The following is a 15,633-nucleotide window of genomic DNA, read 5'->3' on the forward strand; positions in this document are numbered from 1 at the left end:
TCTGTCTACTGCCTACTCCCAGAATGAAAGTATCTTACCTAATTGAGAACTGCTATAATGACTTGTCACTAACTTGAAACACCATCAAATGTTGGCTGGGTAAATCATTATTAGTTTCTTGCCAAATTAAATTCACGGCTTCCATTTCTTTTTTTACCTGCTTCTGAGAGGATATCTGAAAAGTTTTTTTATACTGAATTTTGCCCCCCTAGCCCCCCAAGCGAGGGATTGCTCGCTTGGGGGGAACAAGAGTCAATTTGCTTCTAAAAGTCCCCCGCCCCCCTAACCCCCCAATTCTGGGGGGAATTAGCGGATGCTTCGCTTTTTTACAGATGGGGAGGGGGCTTGGATGTAGCAAATGAGACTTCTCAGACAACCTCTGAGTCATTTTATGCAAACCTTTAATAGGAATAAGTGGGTTTTATTTTCGATATTCCACCAGCACAACTCTTCCCTTTGGCTTGATAGATTTAACAATCGCTTCCATCATTGTTCGGGGATATTAAAGCTCATGGTAAACATCTACGATTAAGGCTAAATCAATACTATTTTCAGTAATTTTATGGTTAGTTAAACTTCCTAATATTGTCTCGACGTTATTAACATTGTTATCTTCTGTTAAAAAGTCAATGACGTCGATCATTTCTGGCTGAATGTCTACTGCTAATACTTTTCCTTCCGGTACCAACGGAGCGATTCGGAAGCTAAATTGAACCTCCCCAACCTAAGAGGATGGGGATTCCCAGGCACAATCTCTAAGAGACTGTTATCTCCATGGGCGTAACTTCCCCCCGCACCGGAGGTAGCTGAGTGGGGTCAATTCCCAGTTTTTTAAGACCCCGCAGTCTTATGTTTACTGCACCATTTACATCAGCGTCATCGTAATAACCACAGTTGGTACAGACAAACTTTTCCTTTTTTCTGTTTTCCTTACTGATGTGATGACATTTTGGACACCTTTGAGATGTGTGCTTGGGATTTATTTTTATTACTGGAATGCCTGACTTCGCAGCCACGACTTCAATCTTTTTCACCAGTTCTCCCCAAGCTGCATTAGAGATTGAGCGATTCAGCCCTCTTTTTGCTGATTGTCCATTGCGTTCATAGCCACCATTTTCATTAGGCTTAGGTAGAGAGCGAGATTTCATTGCCTTAATGTTCAAATCCTCGAATACCAAGGCATCTGTACCATCAACTAATTGATTAGCAACATCCCAGTGATAAGCAGTACGCTTATTTGTAATACGCTCATGGAGTGAGGCTACTTCAGCATAAGACTTCCCTCTGTTCTTAGACCCTTTCTTTTTCCTACTAGCTGCTTTCTGCCTCAATTTCAGACGTCTTTCTCTGCGCCTAAAAAATTTTTGTTTAGCTGGGTTGGCTATTGTTTTTCCGCTAGAAATACTGACCAGCTTATTGATTCCCAGGTCACAACCCTTAACCTTCTGAGGACTAATCTCATCCTTCCCTTTTACTGACTGGGTTGGTATTGACTTATCTTCGATTTGAAGACTTACAAACCATCCACGAGCCTTCCGTCGAACAGTAACAGATTTTATATTGAATCCATCAGGGATAGGGCGAGAATTATGAAACCTCATCCAGCCAATCCCTGGGAGATATATGTTGTCCCCATTTAACTTGACTTGACCAGGGGCATATTTAAAACTTCTGAATCGTGACCTTCTCTTGGGTCTTGGGTATCCAGTTTCTCCTTTGAAGAATTTGGAAAAAGCAACATCTAATTGCCTCAAGGTCTGTTGCAAGACTGTTGAGTTGATTTTTTTATACCAGGGTCGCTGCTTCTTAAGAATAGGAAGACTTGAGCTTTGAGCCTCGTATGCACTCCTTCTTGGATTTTTATGACTATTTTTCCAGGGATAGCCTACAGAGTAATTTTTACTTACAGAACAGGTCAGTGGGCACGCCTCCCCACCACTTTTTAGGTCACAATAATTACCTAATCTTGGAGCTTTCGCCTGATCATAAGATTCATTTCTGTCTCTCAAGAGGTAGTTATACTGCGATATCAACATATCAAGCCACTTATTCATTGTGGCCTCTTGTTGTCGGTTTGGCTTTAATTTATAGACGTATCCCAGTTGCATAATTCGACCTCTTTGTTCATGCTATATTAATTATAGCTTCTGAGAATACGGATGTCAACAACATGGTAAAAAGATCTGGAAGACCTCCAATGCATGGGGAGGCAAAAAAGTCGCATACAGTCAGAACAACCGATGCTGCTTGGGATGGCCTAAAAAAGATGGCAGACAATGCGGGTCTAAATCTATCGGAATATTTAGAGGCTTTGGGGAAGACCGGTCGATTACCTTAGATATTTGTTCGCTTAGCGTGGCCTACGGCCAAGGGAAATTCATCCCCGGAGACGAAACCTTAGAATAGTGGAGCCTTTATGGTTGGTCGGCTATGAGAAAAGGGGTTAAAACTTTATTATTAAGGCTCCACTATTCTTACGGTAACTTCAAGCCCGTCGCAGGGATGGGGTATTCTTTCCCTTCAAACTCCCCTATCTGATCAATTATAAATTAACTATTTACAATTAACAAATTACTAAGGGCCAGCAACAGAAAACCCCCGGCGAGTTGGTGGATTTTCCGCTAACTGCACCTTGAAGGTGACGCGATCGCTAATGTCACCGCTTTTTACCTCCAATGTCCAATCCCCAGGACCGAGAGGCCAAAAGAAGGAATTGGATGAGTTGGTAGTTAGCTTTTCACCATTCAACCACCACTCCACTGACTCAGACTTTAGCCCAGCCACCTTGAACTCTAGCCGTTGAACAGCACTGTTGCTATCTTGATCGGATTCAGTAGGGTATAGCACATATAAATCCCCCTCCCGAGGAGACAAAATTTTCAGTTTTCCTGGCGCTAGATTTCCTTGGGGTTGTCTTGCTAACCACTCGTTGTACTCATCAGGTAAATTAACGATGTACTGGGGCGATTGCTGATTAGCTCCAACACTGGTGATCTGATAAAACGTATCGGATTGACGTTCGTAATCCTGGAGGTCGTCTGGATAGAAGTATTCCTGGACAACAGTTGGACAAGCAGGAGTCGGACGCAAACCGGAAAGGGCACACACTGGACGTTGGACTAAACCGGGAGGAGCTTGAAACGGAGCAGGTTCTTGAGATTGATGCAGGTGTAACATAATCCGATGCCAGAGGGGAGCAGCACCAATCACCCCAGACACTTGTTCCATGGGCTCACCATTAAAATTGCCTACCCAAGTGGCAACGGTATAGTTTTTGGTGAATCCCACAGTCCAAGTATCTCGGAAATTAGAAGAGGTGCCAGTTTTAACGGCTGCCGGAAAAGGTAAATTCAGTACTGAATCGACACCAAACCCCTGAGCACGAGCTTGAGGGTCACTCAGTATATCTGTGATTAATGCCCAGGTTGAAAGGGTTGAAAGTTCAAGGTTGGAATGTTTAAGGTTATTTGGTTGTTCGCCTTTGGCGTTCGAGTAGGGTAGCTTGAACAGTGGGCTTTGCTTACTTGCTCGATGATCTGACAATTGTTTACTTCCCCCGCTTGCCTGTCTTTCTTGTCTTCCTTGTTTTCGATAAACCGACAAATCATCCCTATTTGGCGAGGGGCTAGATAGCGTAGTGACAACGGATGTGGGTTGTCCAAGTCTTGCTAGGGTGAGGTAGGCGCGAGCTAGTTCCCAAAGACTAACTTCACCACTACCTAGGGTTAATCCTAATCCATAATGTTCTGGAGACTGGGTTAGGTGTTCAAAACCTAGTTGATGTAAGTGCAACAAAAAGTTTGATACTCCAACTTTTTCCAATACCCTAACTGCTGGGATATTAAGAGAATTGGCTAGAGCAACACGAATGCGAACTGGTCCAAGGAAGGTTTCGCTGTAATCGGTGGGACTGTAGAGTCTAGCTCCGGGAATCGGGTAATAGGTGGGGATGTCGGCTAAGACGGTGTTGGGACGAATAATGCGTTGCTCTAGGGCTAAGTGATATAAAAAAGGCTTGAGGGTGGAACCTGGTTGACGTAGGGCTTGGACTCCGTCATTGCGTCCTAATTCAGCTTCGGAAAAGTAATCGGGAGAACCGACATAGGCGTATACTTCTCCGGATTTATTTTCAATGACAATAGCAGCAGCGTGATGGACATTTTTATGGGCAAGCTCGCGAACTACTTGCTGCACTTGGGCTTCAACAAATTCCTGTAGGGGACGGTCGATAGTAGTACGGATTTGTGAGGGATGTTCTGATGGTAATTGGTTGGCAACCAAGAATAAAAAGTGTGGTGCGGCAATTATTCCTTGCTGTCGAGGTAGTAGGGAAATGGCTTCCTCATAGGCTTGGTCTGCTTGAGTAGCGGTGATATAGCCATCCTCTACCATTCGCTTGAGCACATAGATTTGCCGCCGTTTGGCAGCATCCCAGTAATAATAAGGATTGAGATAATTAGGATTATTGGGTAGACCAGCTAATAGGCTGGCTTGAGCAACATTGAGTTCACTGGCGGGCATGCCAAAATAAATCCGAGCAGCAGCTTCTAAGCCATAGATATTGCCACCCATGGGGAGTCGGTTGATATAGGCTGCCAAGATTTCATCTTTACTCATCCCTGCTGCTAATCGCCAGGATAGCCAAATTTCTTGGAATTTGGCAGGTAGAGTGCGGGGGTTGGGTTCGAGCATCCGTGCCAGTTGCATGGTGATGGTGGAGGCACCACTGACAATGCGTTTCGCCTCAATGGCTTCAATTAGCGATCGCATAATTGCCCGCATCTCTAATGCCCCATGGTGATAAAACTCTCCATCTTCTGCGGCGAGAATAGCATGGAGAAAGTGCGGGGAAATTTGATCGAGAGGCACAACCGCAGTATGGTCTTGGTCTCGACTGAGGATTGTGCCTAGGGATAAACCATTGCGGTCACGAAATTCTACCGCTAGGTCATCTTGAACTAAATCTTTAGCACGAATGGGAGCAAGATAGGGAAGCGTAAGCACCGTGATGCCAAGCAGCGCCAAGCCAAGGAATAGTTTTACAGCGCACCGATGTTTGGGATTCAGCCTCAACCACATTTTATGTTTGATGATGTTAATCGAATTTCTCATCAGGGCAACAATTTTGTGTAGTTCATTACTATGAGAACCGTTATAACCCAATGGTGAGAGGAAGGCTGAGGTGGAAGCCTGAGGTGATAAGAGCTTTGGTGAATATGGTTAAATAAAACAAACCATCGGAGCAATTTTGCTTTGACATCTCCCCCGGCTGAAGCACGGGAGATTCTACGATGTTGTTACGCAGCAGCGGTTTTCCCGTGCTGCTATCGCCGAAGGCGACGCTTCGCGAACACTTCTCGTCCGGTATAATTTTTTCAGGGATTTGAAAATGTCATACCGGTGTGGAACTGTCAAAGATTCCCTACCCAGCTTGACCAGGTCTAAACCTAGCTGTCTGGCTACTTTTCTCGCAATGTTGGCTGCACCGTTGCAGTCCGCATTGATTAGGTGCCCTTTTGAAGTTTTGTACAATCCGCGTTTTACCCTTTTACCAGATGGCTTCCATCCACTGGGTTTTTCACCGTGTTTAGGTAATGGATCATCATCCAGAAAAGACGCCTTGCTCGTGTACGACTCCTCGGTGATTGTCAATTTAATTCCGTACTCGGAACAAAGTTGCTTTAGTCTTTCGATCAGTCTTTTTGTGGGAATTGTGACAAAGTTTTGATTGCCACGCCGTCCCATGTTTGATGCATCTTTTTGCCGCTCATTCCAACCAACAATTAAGTTTCCGATCCGATCGTTCAGGCACCGATTAATAATGAACCGGGCAGCTTTGTTAATGGCATCCCGTATCTGGTTATTTCGCCTCCGCTGAACCCGGTCAAGTTTTGCATCCCAGTAAAAATCAGATTTTCCAGTTTTGTACTTGGCAACTAACCGGCAGTAAGCCTGGTTTAGTGATTTAAGCTTTCTACCATCAACGATCAGGCTCTTTCCCTGAGTTGAAACGCCAGTTAGCCAGTTATCACCACCATGGTCAAAACTCCAGGCTTGTGAATAGTCCAGATTGGGATTATGTTCGACTGGCTGTTTTCCATCGTCAATGACCCAATCGATCCATAGCTGCCCTAAGTACGGACGAACAGTCACTTCTTTAACCCAATCCGGGTCTATAAACTCCGGTGGTTCTAAAGCAATTTCACAGAGCAATTCAGACTTCGATTCTTTGCTAATTGGAGGATAAAATAAGCCGTTTTTATATTTGAGTGGTTGACGGGGAAATGTAACAGCTGCCAGACCCCCTTTCTTGCGGTACCTAAGAAGCTTTGGTCTGTCCACCTGACCTTTGTAATAAAGCCCAACTAACTGGTTGTAACTGGTTATTGATTCAGCTACAGTTTTGAGGGTTTGTTGGGCTGACTGGGCAGCCATTGCTTTGTAATGAGGATTTGATTTAAGCTCCCTACAAAGTTGTGGATACTTTACAGCACACTTATAAGTCTTCCATCCGTAGCGCAGTTCATCGCCTTGCCAGTAAGTTGTGAATGCTTTTGACTGCTGTTCCAGCCAACTATAATGCTTATGTTTGGAGTAATAGACAGCACAATTTGTTAAGCTATTTGACTGCTGGCACTGAAATAGCCAAAAAGCGGTTTCTTCATCTGAAAACGTTGCCTTGACTGAAATTGTTTTATACATGCTGCTATCACCTCCTTTACTATTATTATAACTCAACTGAAAGGATACGACGAGTTAAAAGTCGTCGCGTCGCGTTTTTACTCCTACGCGCGAAAGAAGGGGCTATCACGCTCCCGGATATTTTGGTATGTTTGAAGAACTGTTAAGAAAACCTTGAATTAAACATGGATTTAAGAGTACAATTGGCGGAATCCTTGGATGAGACAACCTGGGACTTACTGATTCCTCATGTCAAACGAGATGCAGTACTGGTGGTGAATGAGGGACTGGATTTGTTGGATGTTGGGGTAGCGATCGCAAATGATGATGTGCTATCTGTCCAACATTGGATCAGTGAGCAGCTAATGCACAAGCCTTTACTTGACCAACTCTCTAATTGGAACAGCAACCAGAATAAGCGGTTTCAGGCTCTGATTGTACAACCCTACGTACTGGTGCAAGAACTCTTAACGGACTTCACTTGATTAACCTTTTCGAGGCTTGCCCTAATTCAGCCCCTGTCTGACCTGTCGTCAACCACAGCAACGCCCTAGCCCCATCTCGCAAAGCTTTATCAAGGGGTTCAGTAGACTTTTCGGAAGGAACAGGTAAGGGCTTGAGAACAATCCCTCTACTGCCAAAAACGATATCACCAATCAAGCGAGCACGGCGCATATGATAGTCAGAAGTAATCAAATAGACACTATCGATGTCTTGAGCTTCTAACTGATCCACTAAGGTAGTAAAGTTAGTCACTGTATCCACCGCTTTGTAGTCTAGGTGGAGGCGACTGACGTCAATTCCTTCCCGAGTAAATAACCGTTTAGCATATCCCTTCGGGCTGCCAGAAGATACCCAAATGTCGAGGTCTGGGTGCTTTACAGCAAATTTTGCAGCAAATCTCTCCCGGGATTCAGATCCCCCTAAAACTAAGGCAACTTTTGGTTGCACTAAATAGCTTTCAATCCTTTTGTAACCAAACATCAGAGTCAGTGTTAAAACGAGTGTCACCCATGGTACTAATTTAGCTTTATAGTTAGGACCTGATGAGTGGGAGTGAATCCTGAAAATCATAACTCGAATAGATGTCGAATAGATAGATGGCGTCGTTTAACTCAAAGCGCAAGGAAAGCAGCTTTCTTTAGGGATTAGTCATTACTTGCTACTTGTTAATTGCTGCTTGTTAATTGCTAATTGTTGATTGTTGATTGTTAATTGCTAGTTGTGACTTGCTATTTGTTACTTGTTAATCGTTAATCAACAAAAAATCAAAACATTGAGAAAGATTTACCAATCAAGCTTAGTCTTGATCTTTCACCGGAAAAACTGATGAAGGAATTGTCAACGCTAGCTGATAGAGTTGACGTCGGGGGAGTTGAGTTAGCTTAGCTAACTGACGACTCGCTTGGGATCGCGATACTCCCTGAGCCATAATCTCTATCAATTGAGCTTCTAGTTCAGCTTTTGATAACATAGGCTTTTGTTGGGAAGCTCCACCAATTATTAGGGTAAACTCTCCCTTGGGTTCTAGCTGAGTAAAATGAGCGATCGCATCCCCAATAGTTCCCCGCCAAAACTCCTCATGCAATTTGGTTAATTCCCTAGCCAATACAATTCTACGATTTTCTCCCAAACAGTTTGCCAAATCTCGCAACGTATTAAGCACGCGGTGAGGCCCTTCATACAAAATCAACGTTCTTGGTTCCCCCTTGAGAGAGTCTAAACGTTTTTTTCGACTTTGACCCTTGGTGGGTAAAAAGCCTTCAAACACAAATCGGTCTGTCGGTAGTCCTGCAGCACTTAATGCCGTAATTCCAGCAGTAGCACCTGGTATGGGCACTACCGATATCCCCTCCTCAATAACAGCCTTGACCAATTTATAGCCAGGGTCAGAAATGCCAGGCATCCCAGCATCCGTCACCAACGCAATGGTATTTCCTTGACCCAGGCGATTCAACAACTCGGGTAAACGCTGGTCGTGATTGTGTTCGTGGTAACTCACTTGCGGCGTTTTAATTTGAAAATGGTGCAATAGCTTCCCGGTATGGCGCGTATCCTCCGCAGCAATCAAATCCACGGATTGCAGAATTTCCACTGCCCGAAACGTCATATCCTGCAAATTACCAATTGGTGTTCCCACCACATAAAGCATTCCCACTTTTCTTCTTTGCGTACCCTTACGTCTTTGCGGTTAATCAACAAATCACGGGCTCCTACCCCAACAGATGAAACAAGTCAGCCAGAATGGTATTGGAGAACAAAAACCCTTCCGGGTCAGTTAATCTCAACCGTCCCGCCACTGGTAACCTCTGACCATAGGTTAAATTAACCCTTTCGCCATTATCTCCCACAACCTCTACCCAGTTACAACCGTAGTATTGCAGCAAAGCCGTCCAAATCTTTTCCAGAATTTTTTCCCCAAACCTCTGAGCTAGCATAGACAGACTCAACCCCTCTGCCAAGCGTAGACCTAGCATTAGGGTTTCTAACAACACATCCTCTGAAGTTGTGGGTGAGCCATCCGAAACCCCACCCGCTTGTACCATCTGTTCCACCCAAGCATAATACTCCCGCCTCGTGCGTGGTCTAGTGAACCGATATCCTTGAGTATAGCTAGCCGCACCCATGCCAAAACCGTAATAAGGGCGGTTTTCCCAATACACCCGATTGTGACGGCATTGATGACCAGGCAAGGCATAGTTAGAAATTTCATAATGTTCGTACCCGACACTAGTAAAGACCTGCTGTGCTAAGCGGTACATCACGGCAGTGGTTTCATCAGTCGGTAACGGCTTAGTTCCAGAGGTGTACTGGCGGCCAAAGGCAGTGACAGGCTCAAGCACTAGGTCATAGCTGGAAATGTGGGTAGGGGCAATCTTGACTGTTATTTCCAGAGACTCCTGCCATTGTTCTAAGGTTTGATCCGGTAGACCAGAGATTAAATCAAGACTAAATTCGGGAACCTCTACTTGATGGATCAGTTCGATAGCAGTGACGATATCTTTAGAGTCATGGGTACGGCCACAATTGCTCAGTAATTTATCTTGAAATGCCTGAACCCCTAAGCTGACTCGATTGACCCCCAAATCTCGGTATCCCGTTAACTGATCTTTGGTGAAGGTTCCTGGATCCATCTCCATGGAAATCTCGGCATCAGCCGCAATTCCAAAGTGCCTGTCTAAGGTATCTAGGATTTTTGCTAGTTGTTGAACTGTCAGCAGGGAGGGGGTTCCACCCCCAAAGAACACTGTGTCTAAACTCCTTGTGGTGGCTGGAGTGATATTAATTTCCTGACATAACACCTCGACATACTGATCAATCATGCTAGAGGTACCCTGTGTAGCGTTGTCCCCTACTACAGAGACTGGAAAATCACAGTAATAGCATCGACGTCGGCAAAAGGGAATATGAACATAGGCAGCACTGACTCTTAAAGAATCGCAAACTTTCTCATAATTTCTCATAATTTCTCATAATTATGTAATAAATTGACCACTGGCTTTTTACGGTAATACTTCAATCAGGTAAGCCAATCCGACCCCTGGGATGAACAGTTATTAATTAAATAAATTTTTTATTAGTTTTATGATCATCTTTTGGCTAACCTCAATCTCCTCCGGAGCGAGATTACCCGCTTAAGAAGAGTCAACAGTAGGGACCCTGTAACTCCCTTGAGCAGATAACTCCAGCCCATAGAATTGCCCAAGCTATTCCTCGGTTAGCCTAGGCAATTCAACGGTTTACTGAAGCTAAGTCGTATCAGAAAATACAGCGATGTAAACGATATACTAAATATAGTTGTTGACTATCAGGTTGACGACAGTTTATGCAATCGTTTTAAAAGTTTTCCTAAAAAACCAACTACAAAACCAATTGGAAAGGAAGAATGCTTGACTTCGTCATTATACTTTTATTTATCATAGCAGCAGCAAGCATAGGCTTCGACAGTGTGGAATTGCTACCCGGTCATGTGCAAGATCAAGTCAGCAATTTGACAGCGTTACGCTCGACTACTGCATGCTTTGGTGCCATTATCGGACTAGCGCTAGGGTTAATGGCCCAAGTAACTTACCGTCGGGTAGAAGCCCAAGTGCGAAAAATGCCGATTGAGGTAATTTTGACCAGGGCTATTGGTCTGATCCTGGGACTGCTGTTAGCTAATTTGATGCTAGCGCCAATTTTCTTACTCCCCATCCCTTCTGAATTTTCCTTCATCAAACCCCTGACTGCCATTTTAGGAAGTGTGATGTTTTCCTTCTTGGGCATTAGTCTAGCCGATACCCATGGTCGCACCTTCTTGCAGCTGATCAATCCTAATAGCCTCGAATCAGTTTTAGTGGCAGAAGGCACGCTTAAATCAGCCTCAAGTAAAGTTCTAGATACTAGCTGTATCATTGATGGTCGGATCGAAGCACTGCTTGAGACGGGTTTTATCGAAGGTCAAATTCTGGTGTCCCAGTTTGTCTTACTAGAATTGCAGCAACTTGCCGATGCTGCCAATGATCAGAAGCGAACTCGGGGACGGCGGGGGCTAGATATCCTAAATCGGATGCAAGCTGTTTACCCAGAACGCTTGGTGATCCATTCCGCTGATTACGATGACCTACAAACTGTAGATACCAAATTGGTACGTTTTGCCCAGGAAATTAATGGCACTCTTTTAACCAATGATTACAACTTGAGTAAAGTGGCTAAGCTCCAAAAGGTGCCAGTGTTGAATGTCAATGATTTAGCCCAAGCCGTGCGTCCTCTGTATCTACCGGGTGACATCCTAGAGCTGAAAATCCTTAAGGGGGGTAAAGAACCTACCCAGGGAGTTGGTTATCTCGATGATGGCACAATGGTAGTAGTGGAAGAAGGGTATAAACACATGGGTGTTGAACTGCCAGTTATTGTTACCTCAGCGTTGCAGACCTCAGCAGGTAGGATGATTTTTGCTCGACCTCAAGCTTCGGTGACAGTTTGATATTCGTGATTTTAGAGGTTGACAGGTTGGCAGGTTGCAGGTTGAAGGTTGCAGGTTGAAGGTTGCAGGTTGCAGGTTGCAGGTTGCAGGTTGTATGTGAGAAATCTAGGTTTGTTTTTCTTAAAGCTCTAATCTTCAACCATCAATCGCCTAAGCCTCAACCGTCAACATTTAAGATTAAACCTTATAACCATCAACCGTCTAACCTTGGCTTTTCGGCCACGCTACACGAACAACATTCAACCTCCTAACCTTCAACCTCCTAACCGTCTAACCTAATGACTGATCCCATGCTTAGCCTATGCATGATTGTTAAAGATGAAGAAGAATCTTTACCACAATGTTTGAGTAGTGTCAAGGATGTAGTGGATGAAATAGTCGTCCTAGACACAGGTTCAACGGATCGAACGATTGAGGTGGCGCAAAGCTATGGCGCTATAGTTTATCAGTTTGAATGGTGTAATGATTTTGCAGCTGCTCGCAATCAGGCGTTGAAGTATGTGCAAGGGGAATGGGTGCTGGTGTTGGATGCTGATGAAGTGTTGAAACCGGAAGTTGTACCGGAAATCAAGCAGGCAATCCAAAATAGTTCCTATCTAGTTATTAATCTAGTCCGGCAAGAAGTGGGTGCTACTCAATCTCCCTATTCTCTGGTGTCCCGTTTGTTTCGCTATCACCCAGAGATTCGCTTTTCTCGTCCCTATCATGCTATGGTGGATGATACTGTAGCGCAAGTTTTACAACGAGAACCCCAATGGCAGGTGGTGTCTCTATCCGAGGTGGCAATCTTACACTACGGTTATAGCTATGATGCGATCGCATCACGCAATAAGTTGACGAGAGCCCTTACGGCGATGGAAGGCTATCTGGCTAGTCATCCGTTTGATGCTTATGTGTGTAGTAAACTCGGGGCGCTTTATATTCAAAATAATCAAGTAGACCAGGGTGTGGAGTTACTCAAGCGTGGTTTAACTGGCACTGAGCTAGAGCCAGCGGTATTATTTGAACTGCACTACCATCTGGGGAATGCTTATACTCGCCAAGGAGAGCTGAATTCAGGAGCAATACATTATCAACAGGCGATTCAACAACCGATTTTGCCCCAGTTGAAATTAGGAGCTTACAATAACTTGGGCAGTTTGTTGTTACAAGCAGGGGAGTTGAATCACGCCAAAACGGCTTATGAAATGGCAGTTAAGATAGACCCAAGTTTTGCCCTTGGACATAATAATTTGGGCATGACTTGGAAGGCTTTGGGTCAGATGGAAAATGCGATCGCATCCTATCAGCAAGCGATTCAACTCAACCCAGAGTATGGAGAGGCTTATCAAAACTTGGGAGTGGTTTGGCTAAAACTGGGCAACGTTGATCAGAGTTTATCGGCATTTAAAAAAGCGATCGCACTTCACGAAACCCATAACCCAGCTGAAGCTCAGCGTCTTCGTCAGGGACTTCAGGCTATGGGATTTCAGGTTTAATTTTATTAATTCTAATATCAGTCATCAATTGGCTTAAGGGCTTTTATCGTTTCAAGCTTTCCCTTAAAATACTAGGTGATTAAGACCCGTTAATTGTTAATTTAAGTTTTCAGGCATCCGTTACAAACACACCATATAAACTTTCAATATTTAGAGAGTTTTCATGAATACTACCACTATCTCCTTACCCCCTACTCTAGAATTAAAACTGGACTTAACGGACGAACAATTCTGGCAACTGTGTCACGACAACAGCGACTTAAGATTTGAGCGCACTGCTACTGGAGAATTAATTATTATGTCACCTACAGGTAGCACCACAGGTGAACGAAATGCTGATTTAATCTATCAACTCAAAGCCTGGAGTCGCCAGAACAATTTGGGTAAAGTGTTTGACGCCAACAGTGGGTTTACACTTCCCAATGGTGCAGACCGCTCCCCTGATGCGTCTTGGGTTCAGCAAGAGCGCTGGGATGCTTTAACCCCCATTGAACAAGAAAGATTTGCCCCCATATGTCCCGATTTCGTAGTAGAGTTAATGTCTCCTAGCGATTCTCTCGAAAAAACCCGTGGGAAAATGCGAGAATACATGGAAAACGGGGCAAGACTTGGCTGGTTGATTAACCGAAAACAGCGAAAAACTGAAATTTATCGTCCCCATCAAGCTGTAGAAATTCTAAACAATCCTGATACTATCTCCGGAGAAGATGTCTTGCCAGGATTTGTGTTAGATCTTTCAACAATTTGGTAATTTTGAAATGGTATTTTGGGGTTTATGTCTTCAGCCAATCATAAGCATATGCTGAATGCTTACCTTTAGCTAATTACCTGACATCTTCAGCCAACCAAAAATCCGATCTACTGTTAACTCTAGGTTAATATCATCTAATACAGAAGGGTGATTGCTACCTAGTAACAATTCTGGTTCTTGACCCGGTCGAAACACTAAAATAGACCTATCAGCAGGATCAATTAACCAACCTAGCTGACAACCATGTTGTAAGCAATAGAGAATATTGCCAATTACCCGATTTGAACTCTGTTCTGGAGAAAGGATTTCAATTATCCAATCTGGGTACATTGACACTCCCCGACCTAAAGGCGCGGGGATTCTTCACTCAACGACCCGACTTGCTCAACCAGGTCGGAACCAGGAAAAGTAGAGGTCAGATCTCCTGAAGCGTTTGGATTAAGAATCCAAGTTCCGACGTGCCCCGTCGTACTTATAGCTCTATTTCGGATATTGATGGCGGCGTTATGGTCTCTGTCTAGTTCACATCCGCATTTGCAGATATGAGTTCTTGTCGATAAGGACTTTTTAATAACTTCGCCACAATCAGAGCAGTTTTGGCTAGTATAGGCAGGATTCACTGCAACAGTTATCCTGCCAAACTTAACGCCAAAATACTCCAACCATTTCCTAAACTGATACCAACCTGCGTCATTAATAGACTTAGCGAGACAATGATTTTTTACTAGGTTCTTAACTCTCAAGTCTTCGTAGGCGACCAGATCGTTAGATTGGATTACGCAACGTGCCAGTCTCTTGGCATGTTCTTCACGTTGCCTACTTATCTTGAGATGTTGCCTGCCTAGTCTATTAATGGCTTTTCTACGATTGGACGAGCCTTTCTTTTTTCGGGAAACCCGACGTTGATAAAATTTTAGGCGTTTTTCATTTTTTCTATAAAATCGGGGATTTGGCTCACTGTGTCCTTCAGAATCTGTATAGAACTCCTTGAGTCCTACATCCAGTCCGATAGTCCTGCCAGTTGTGTCTAGATCTTCTTTGACCTCTACTGCAACACAGAATTGAACGTAATACCCGTCGGCTCTCTTGACTATCCGAACCCGATTAATTTGCTTCTTGTCAAAACGCCACAAGTCCCAGGTGCCTTTGAGTTTAAGCTTCCCGATTCCTTTTTTGTCCGTGAAGGTTATCGATTTCTTGTCAGGGGATAATTTCCATCCTGACTTTTTGTATTCGACAGAATGACCACGTTTTTGAAATTTTGGGAAGCCCTTTTTCCCTGGCACCTTTTTCTTGCAATTGTCGTAGAATCGAGCGATCGATGACCATGCCCTCTCAGAGGCGGCCTGACGGGCAGTAGAGTTTAGCTCATTAGCAAAAGGGAACTGCTTGGCTAGAATCTTAGAGTATTTACTAAGATCGTTTTTACCTGTCCTTTTATTGTCCATCCATAGACGAATACAGCTATTTCTGATAAACTTAACAGTCCTGATAGCTTCGTCTATAGCTGAATACTGAGACTGTTTACCTTTGGCTTTAAACTCTAACACGATCATTGACCTTGACCTTGACCTCCGGTCACGCTAAGCGAACGGTCACGCTACGCGAACGAACTCGACCCCTTTCTAATACATTTTTATATTAACATAACGCATATAAAAATGTCAAACTTAGATCTAAAAAAAAGCCGTCCTAGAAGGACGGGGCTTTAAACCCAAATTTTTCGGTAAGGTTCGATCGGGGGATAGAGTTCTCGC

The 15,633-nt window shown here is 44.1% G+C and carries 13 protein-coding genes and 1 pseudogene; 5 read left to right on the forward strand and 9 right to left on the reverse strand.

Translation table 11 applies throughout. The annotated features are described in order from the left end of the window. Positions 1-502 precede the first annotated feature (502 nt). Positions 503-706, reverse strand: a pseudogene (locus F6J99_RS09320) (class I SAM-dependent methyltransferase); the annotation flags it as partial. Positions 707-755: 49 nt separating this feature from the next. Then, on the reverse strand, positions 756-2,108 hold the full coding sequence (locus F6J99_RS09325; protein ID WP_293112683.1) for a transposase: 1,353 nt from the start codon (positions 2,106-2,108) through the stop codon (positions 756-758). A 62-nt stretch (positions 2,109-2,170) separates the two neighbouring features. Here F6J99_RS09325 and F6J99_RS09330 point away from each other — a divergent pair, with 62 nt between their 5' ends. Continuing rightward, the gene (locus tag F6J99_RS09330; protein WP_193431512.1) at positions 2,171-2,338 is read left to right on the forward strand and encodes a hypothetical protein; all 168 of its coding nucleotides are present in this window, start codon (positions 2,171-2,173) and stop codon (positions 2,336-2,338) included. A 236-nt stretch (positions 2,339-2,574) separates the two neighbouring features. Here the strand turns inward: F6J99_RS09330 and F6J99_RS09335 are convergent, their stop codons facing one another. Together F6J99_RS09335 and F6J99_RS09340 are read right to left on the reverse strand one after the other, a co-directional pair. Next, positions 2,575-5,112 (reverse strand): transglycosylase domain-containing protein, encoded by a 2,538-nt coding sequence (locus F6J99_RS09335; RefSeq protein WP_293112684.1) that lies wholly within the window; start codon positions 5,110-5,112, stop codon positions 2,575-2,577. 174 nt (positions 5,113-5,286) lie between these two features. After that, entirely contained in the window at positions 5,287-6,702 is a 1,416-nt protein-coding gene (locus F6J99_RS09340) for a transposase (RefSeq protein ID WP_293112685.1), read from the reverse strand. A 164-nt stretch (positions 6,703-6,866) separates the two neighbouring features. Between F6J99_RS09340 and F6J99_RS09345 the strand changes: the two genes are divergently transcribed. Beyond that, positions 6,867-7,166: a DUF2288 domain-containing protein gene (locus F6J99_RS09345; protein WP_293112686.1), complete on the forward strand. Its 300-nt coding sequence runs from the start codon at positions 6,867-6,869 to the stop codon at positions 7,164-7,166. Here F6J99_RS09345 and F6J99_RS09350 read toward each other — a convergent pair. From F6J99_RS09350 to hemW, 3 genes are all read right to left on the reverse strand, one after another. Further along, entirely contained in the window at positions 7,159-7,665 is a 507-nt protein-coding gene (locus tag F6J99_RS09350) for a YdcF family protein (protein WP_365972963.1), read from the reverse strand. The two genes, F6J99_RS09345 and F6J99_RS09350, sit on opposite strands and share 8 nt — an antisense overlap. A gap of 316 nt (positions 7,666-7,981) precedes the next feature. Beyond that, a complete protein-coding gene (rsmI, locus tag F6J99_RS09355; RefSeq protein WP_070395549.1) occupies positions 7,982-8,833 on the reverse strand; it encodes a 16S rRNA (cytidine(1402)-2'-O)-methyltransferase in 852 nt (283 codons plus the stop codon). 61 nt (positions 8,834-8,894) lie between these two features. Then, positions 8,895-10,145: a radical SAM family heme chaperone HemW gene (gene hemW / locus F6J99_RS09360; RefSeq protein ID WP_293112688.1), complete on the reverse strand. Its 1,251-nt coding sequence runs from the start codon at positions 10,143-10,145 to the stop codon at positions 8,895-8,897. 422 nt (positions 10,146-10,567) lie between these two features. Between hemW and F6J99_RS09365 the strand changes: the two genes are divergently transcribed. The 3 genes from F6J99_RS09365 (at position 10,568) to F6J99_RS09375 (ending at position 13,876) form a co-directional block, all read left to right on the forward strand. After that, complete coding sequence (locus tag F6J99_RS09365) at positions 10,568-11,647, forward strand: PIN/TRAM domain-containing protein (protein ID WP_070395551.1); 1,080 nt, start codon at positions 10,568-10,570, stop codon at positions 11,645-11,647. Positions 11,648-11,925: 278 nt separating this feature from the next. After that, complete coding sequence (locus F6J99_RS09370; RefSeq protein ID WP_365972966.1) at positions 11,926-13,125, forward strand: tetratricopeptide repeat protein; 1,200 nt, start codon at positions 11,926-11,928, stop codon at positions 13,123-13,125. A 163-nt stretch (positions 13,126-13,288) separates the two neighbouring features. Further along, positions 13,289-13,876, forward strand: coding sequence for a Uma2 family endonuclease (locus F6J99_RS09375; RefSeq protein ID WP_293112689.1), 588 nt, complete (start codon positions 13,289-13,291; stop codon positions 13,874-13,876). A 69-nt stretch (positions 13,877-13,945) separates the two neighbouring features. Here the strand turns inward: F6J99_RS09375 and F6J99_RS09380 are convergent, their stop codons facing one another. Then, positions 13,946-14,206 (reverse strand): Uma2 family endonuclease, encoded by a 261-nt coding sequence (locus F6J99_RS09380; protein ID WP_293112690.1) that lies wholly within the window; start codon positions 14,204-14,206, stop codon positions 13,946-13,948. A 14-nt stretch (positions 14,207-14,220) separates the two neighbouring features. After that, on the reverse strand, positions 14,221-15,432 hold the full coding sequence (locus F6J99_RS09385) for a transposase (RefSeq protein WP_293112691.1): 1,212 nt from the start codon (positions 15,430-15,432) through the stop codon (positions 14,221-14,223). Positions 15,433-15,633 lie beyond the last annotated feature (201 nt).

Origin of the sequence: Moorena sp. SIO4G3, from assembly GCF_010692305.1 — a bacterium.
In the GTDB taxonomy this organism is placed as follows: Bacteria; Cyanobacteriota; Cyanobacteriia; order Cyanobacteriales; family Coleofasciculaceae; genus Moorena; species Moorena producens_A.

Bases quoted from the DNA above. Each gene is read 5' to 3' on its own strand.
- F6J99_RS09340 (WP_293112685.1), bottom strand. From the start codon at position 6,702: ATGTATAAAACAATTTCAGTCAAGGCAACGTTTTCAGATGAAGAAACC.
- F6J99_RS09350 (WP_365972963.1), bottom strand. From the start codon at position 7,665: ATGTTTGGTTACAAAAGGATTGAAAGCTATTTAGTGCAACCAAAAGTT.
- F6J99_RS09345 (WP_293112686.1), top strand. From the start codon at position 6,867: ATGGATTTAAGAGTACAATTGGCGGAATCCTTGGATGAGACAACCTGG.
- F6J99_RS09375 (WP_293112689.1), top strand. From the start codon at position 13,289: ATGAATACTACCACTATCTCCTTACCCCCTACTCTAGAATTAAAACTG.
- F6J99_RS09365 (WP_070395551.1), top strand. From the start codon at position 10,568: ATGCTTGACTTCGTCATTATACTTTTATTTATCATAGCAGCAGCAAGC.
- F6J99_RS09335 (WP_293112684.1), bottom strand. From the start codon at position 5,112: ATGAGAAATTCGATTAACATCATCAAACATAAAATGTGGTTGAGGCTG.
- F6J99_RS09370 (WP_365972966.1), top strand. From the start codon at position 11,926: ATGACTGATCCCATGCTTAGCCTATGCATGATTGTTAAAGATGAAGAA.
- F6J99_RS09325 (WP_293112683.1), bottom strand. From the start codon at position 2,108: ATGCAACTGGGATACGTCTATAAATTAAAGCCAAACCGACAACAAGAG.
- F6J99_RS09385 (WP_293112691.1), bottom strand. From the start codon at position 15,432: ATGATCGTGTTAGAGTTTAAAGCCAAAGGTAAACAGTCTCAGTATTCA.
- F6J99_RS09380 (WP_293112690.1), bottom strand. From the start codon at position 14,206: ATGTACCCAGATTGGATAATTGAAATCCTTTCTCCAGAACAGAGTTCA.
- F6J99_RS09330 (WP_193431512.1), top strand. From the start codon at position 2,171: ATGGTAAAAAGATCTGGAAGACCTCCAATGCATGGGGAGGCAAAAAAG.
- rsmI (WP_070395549.1), bottom strand. From the start codon at position 8,833: ATGCTTTATGTGGTGGGAACACCAATTGGTAATTTGCAGGATATGACG.
- hemW (WP_293112688.1), bottom strand. From the start codon at position 10,145: ATGAGAAATTATGAGAAAGTTTGCGATTCTTTAAGAGTCAGTGCTGCC.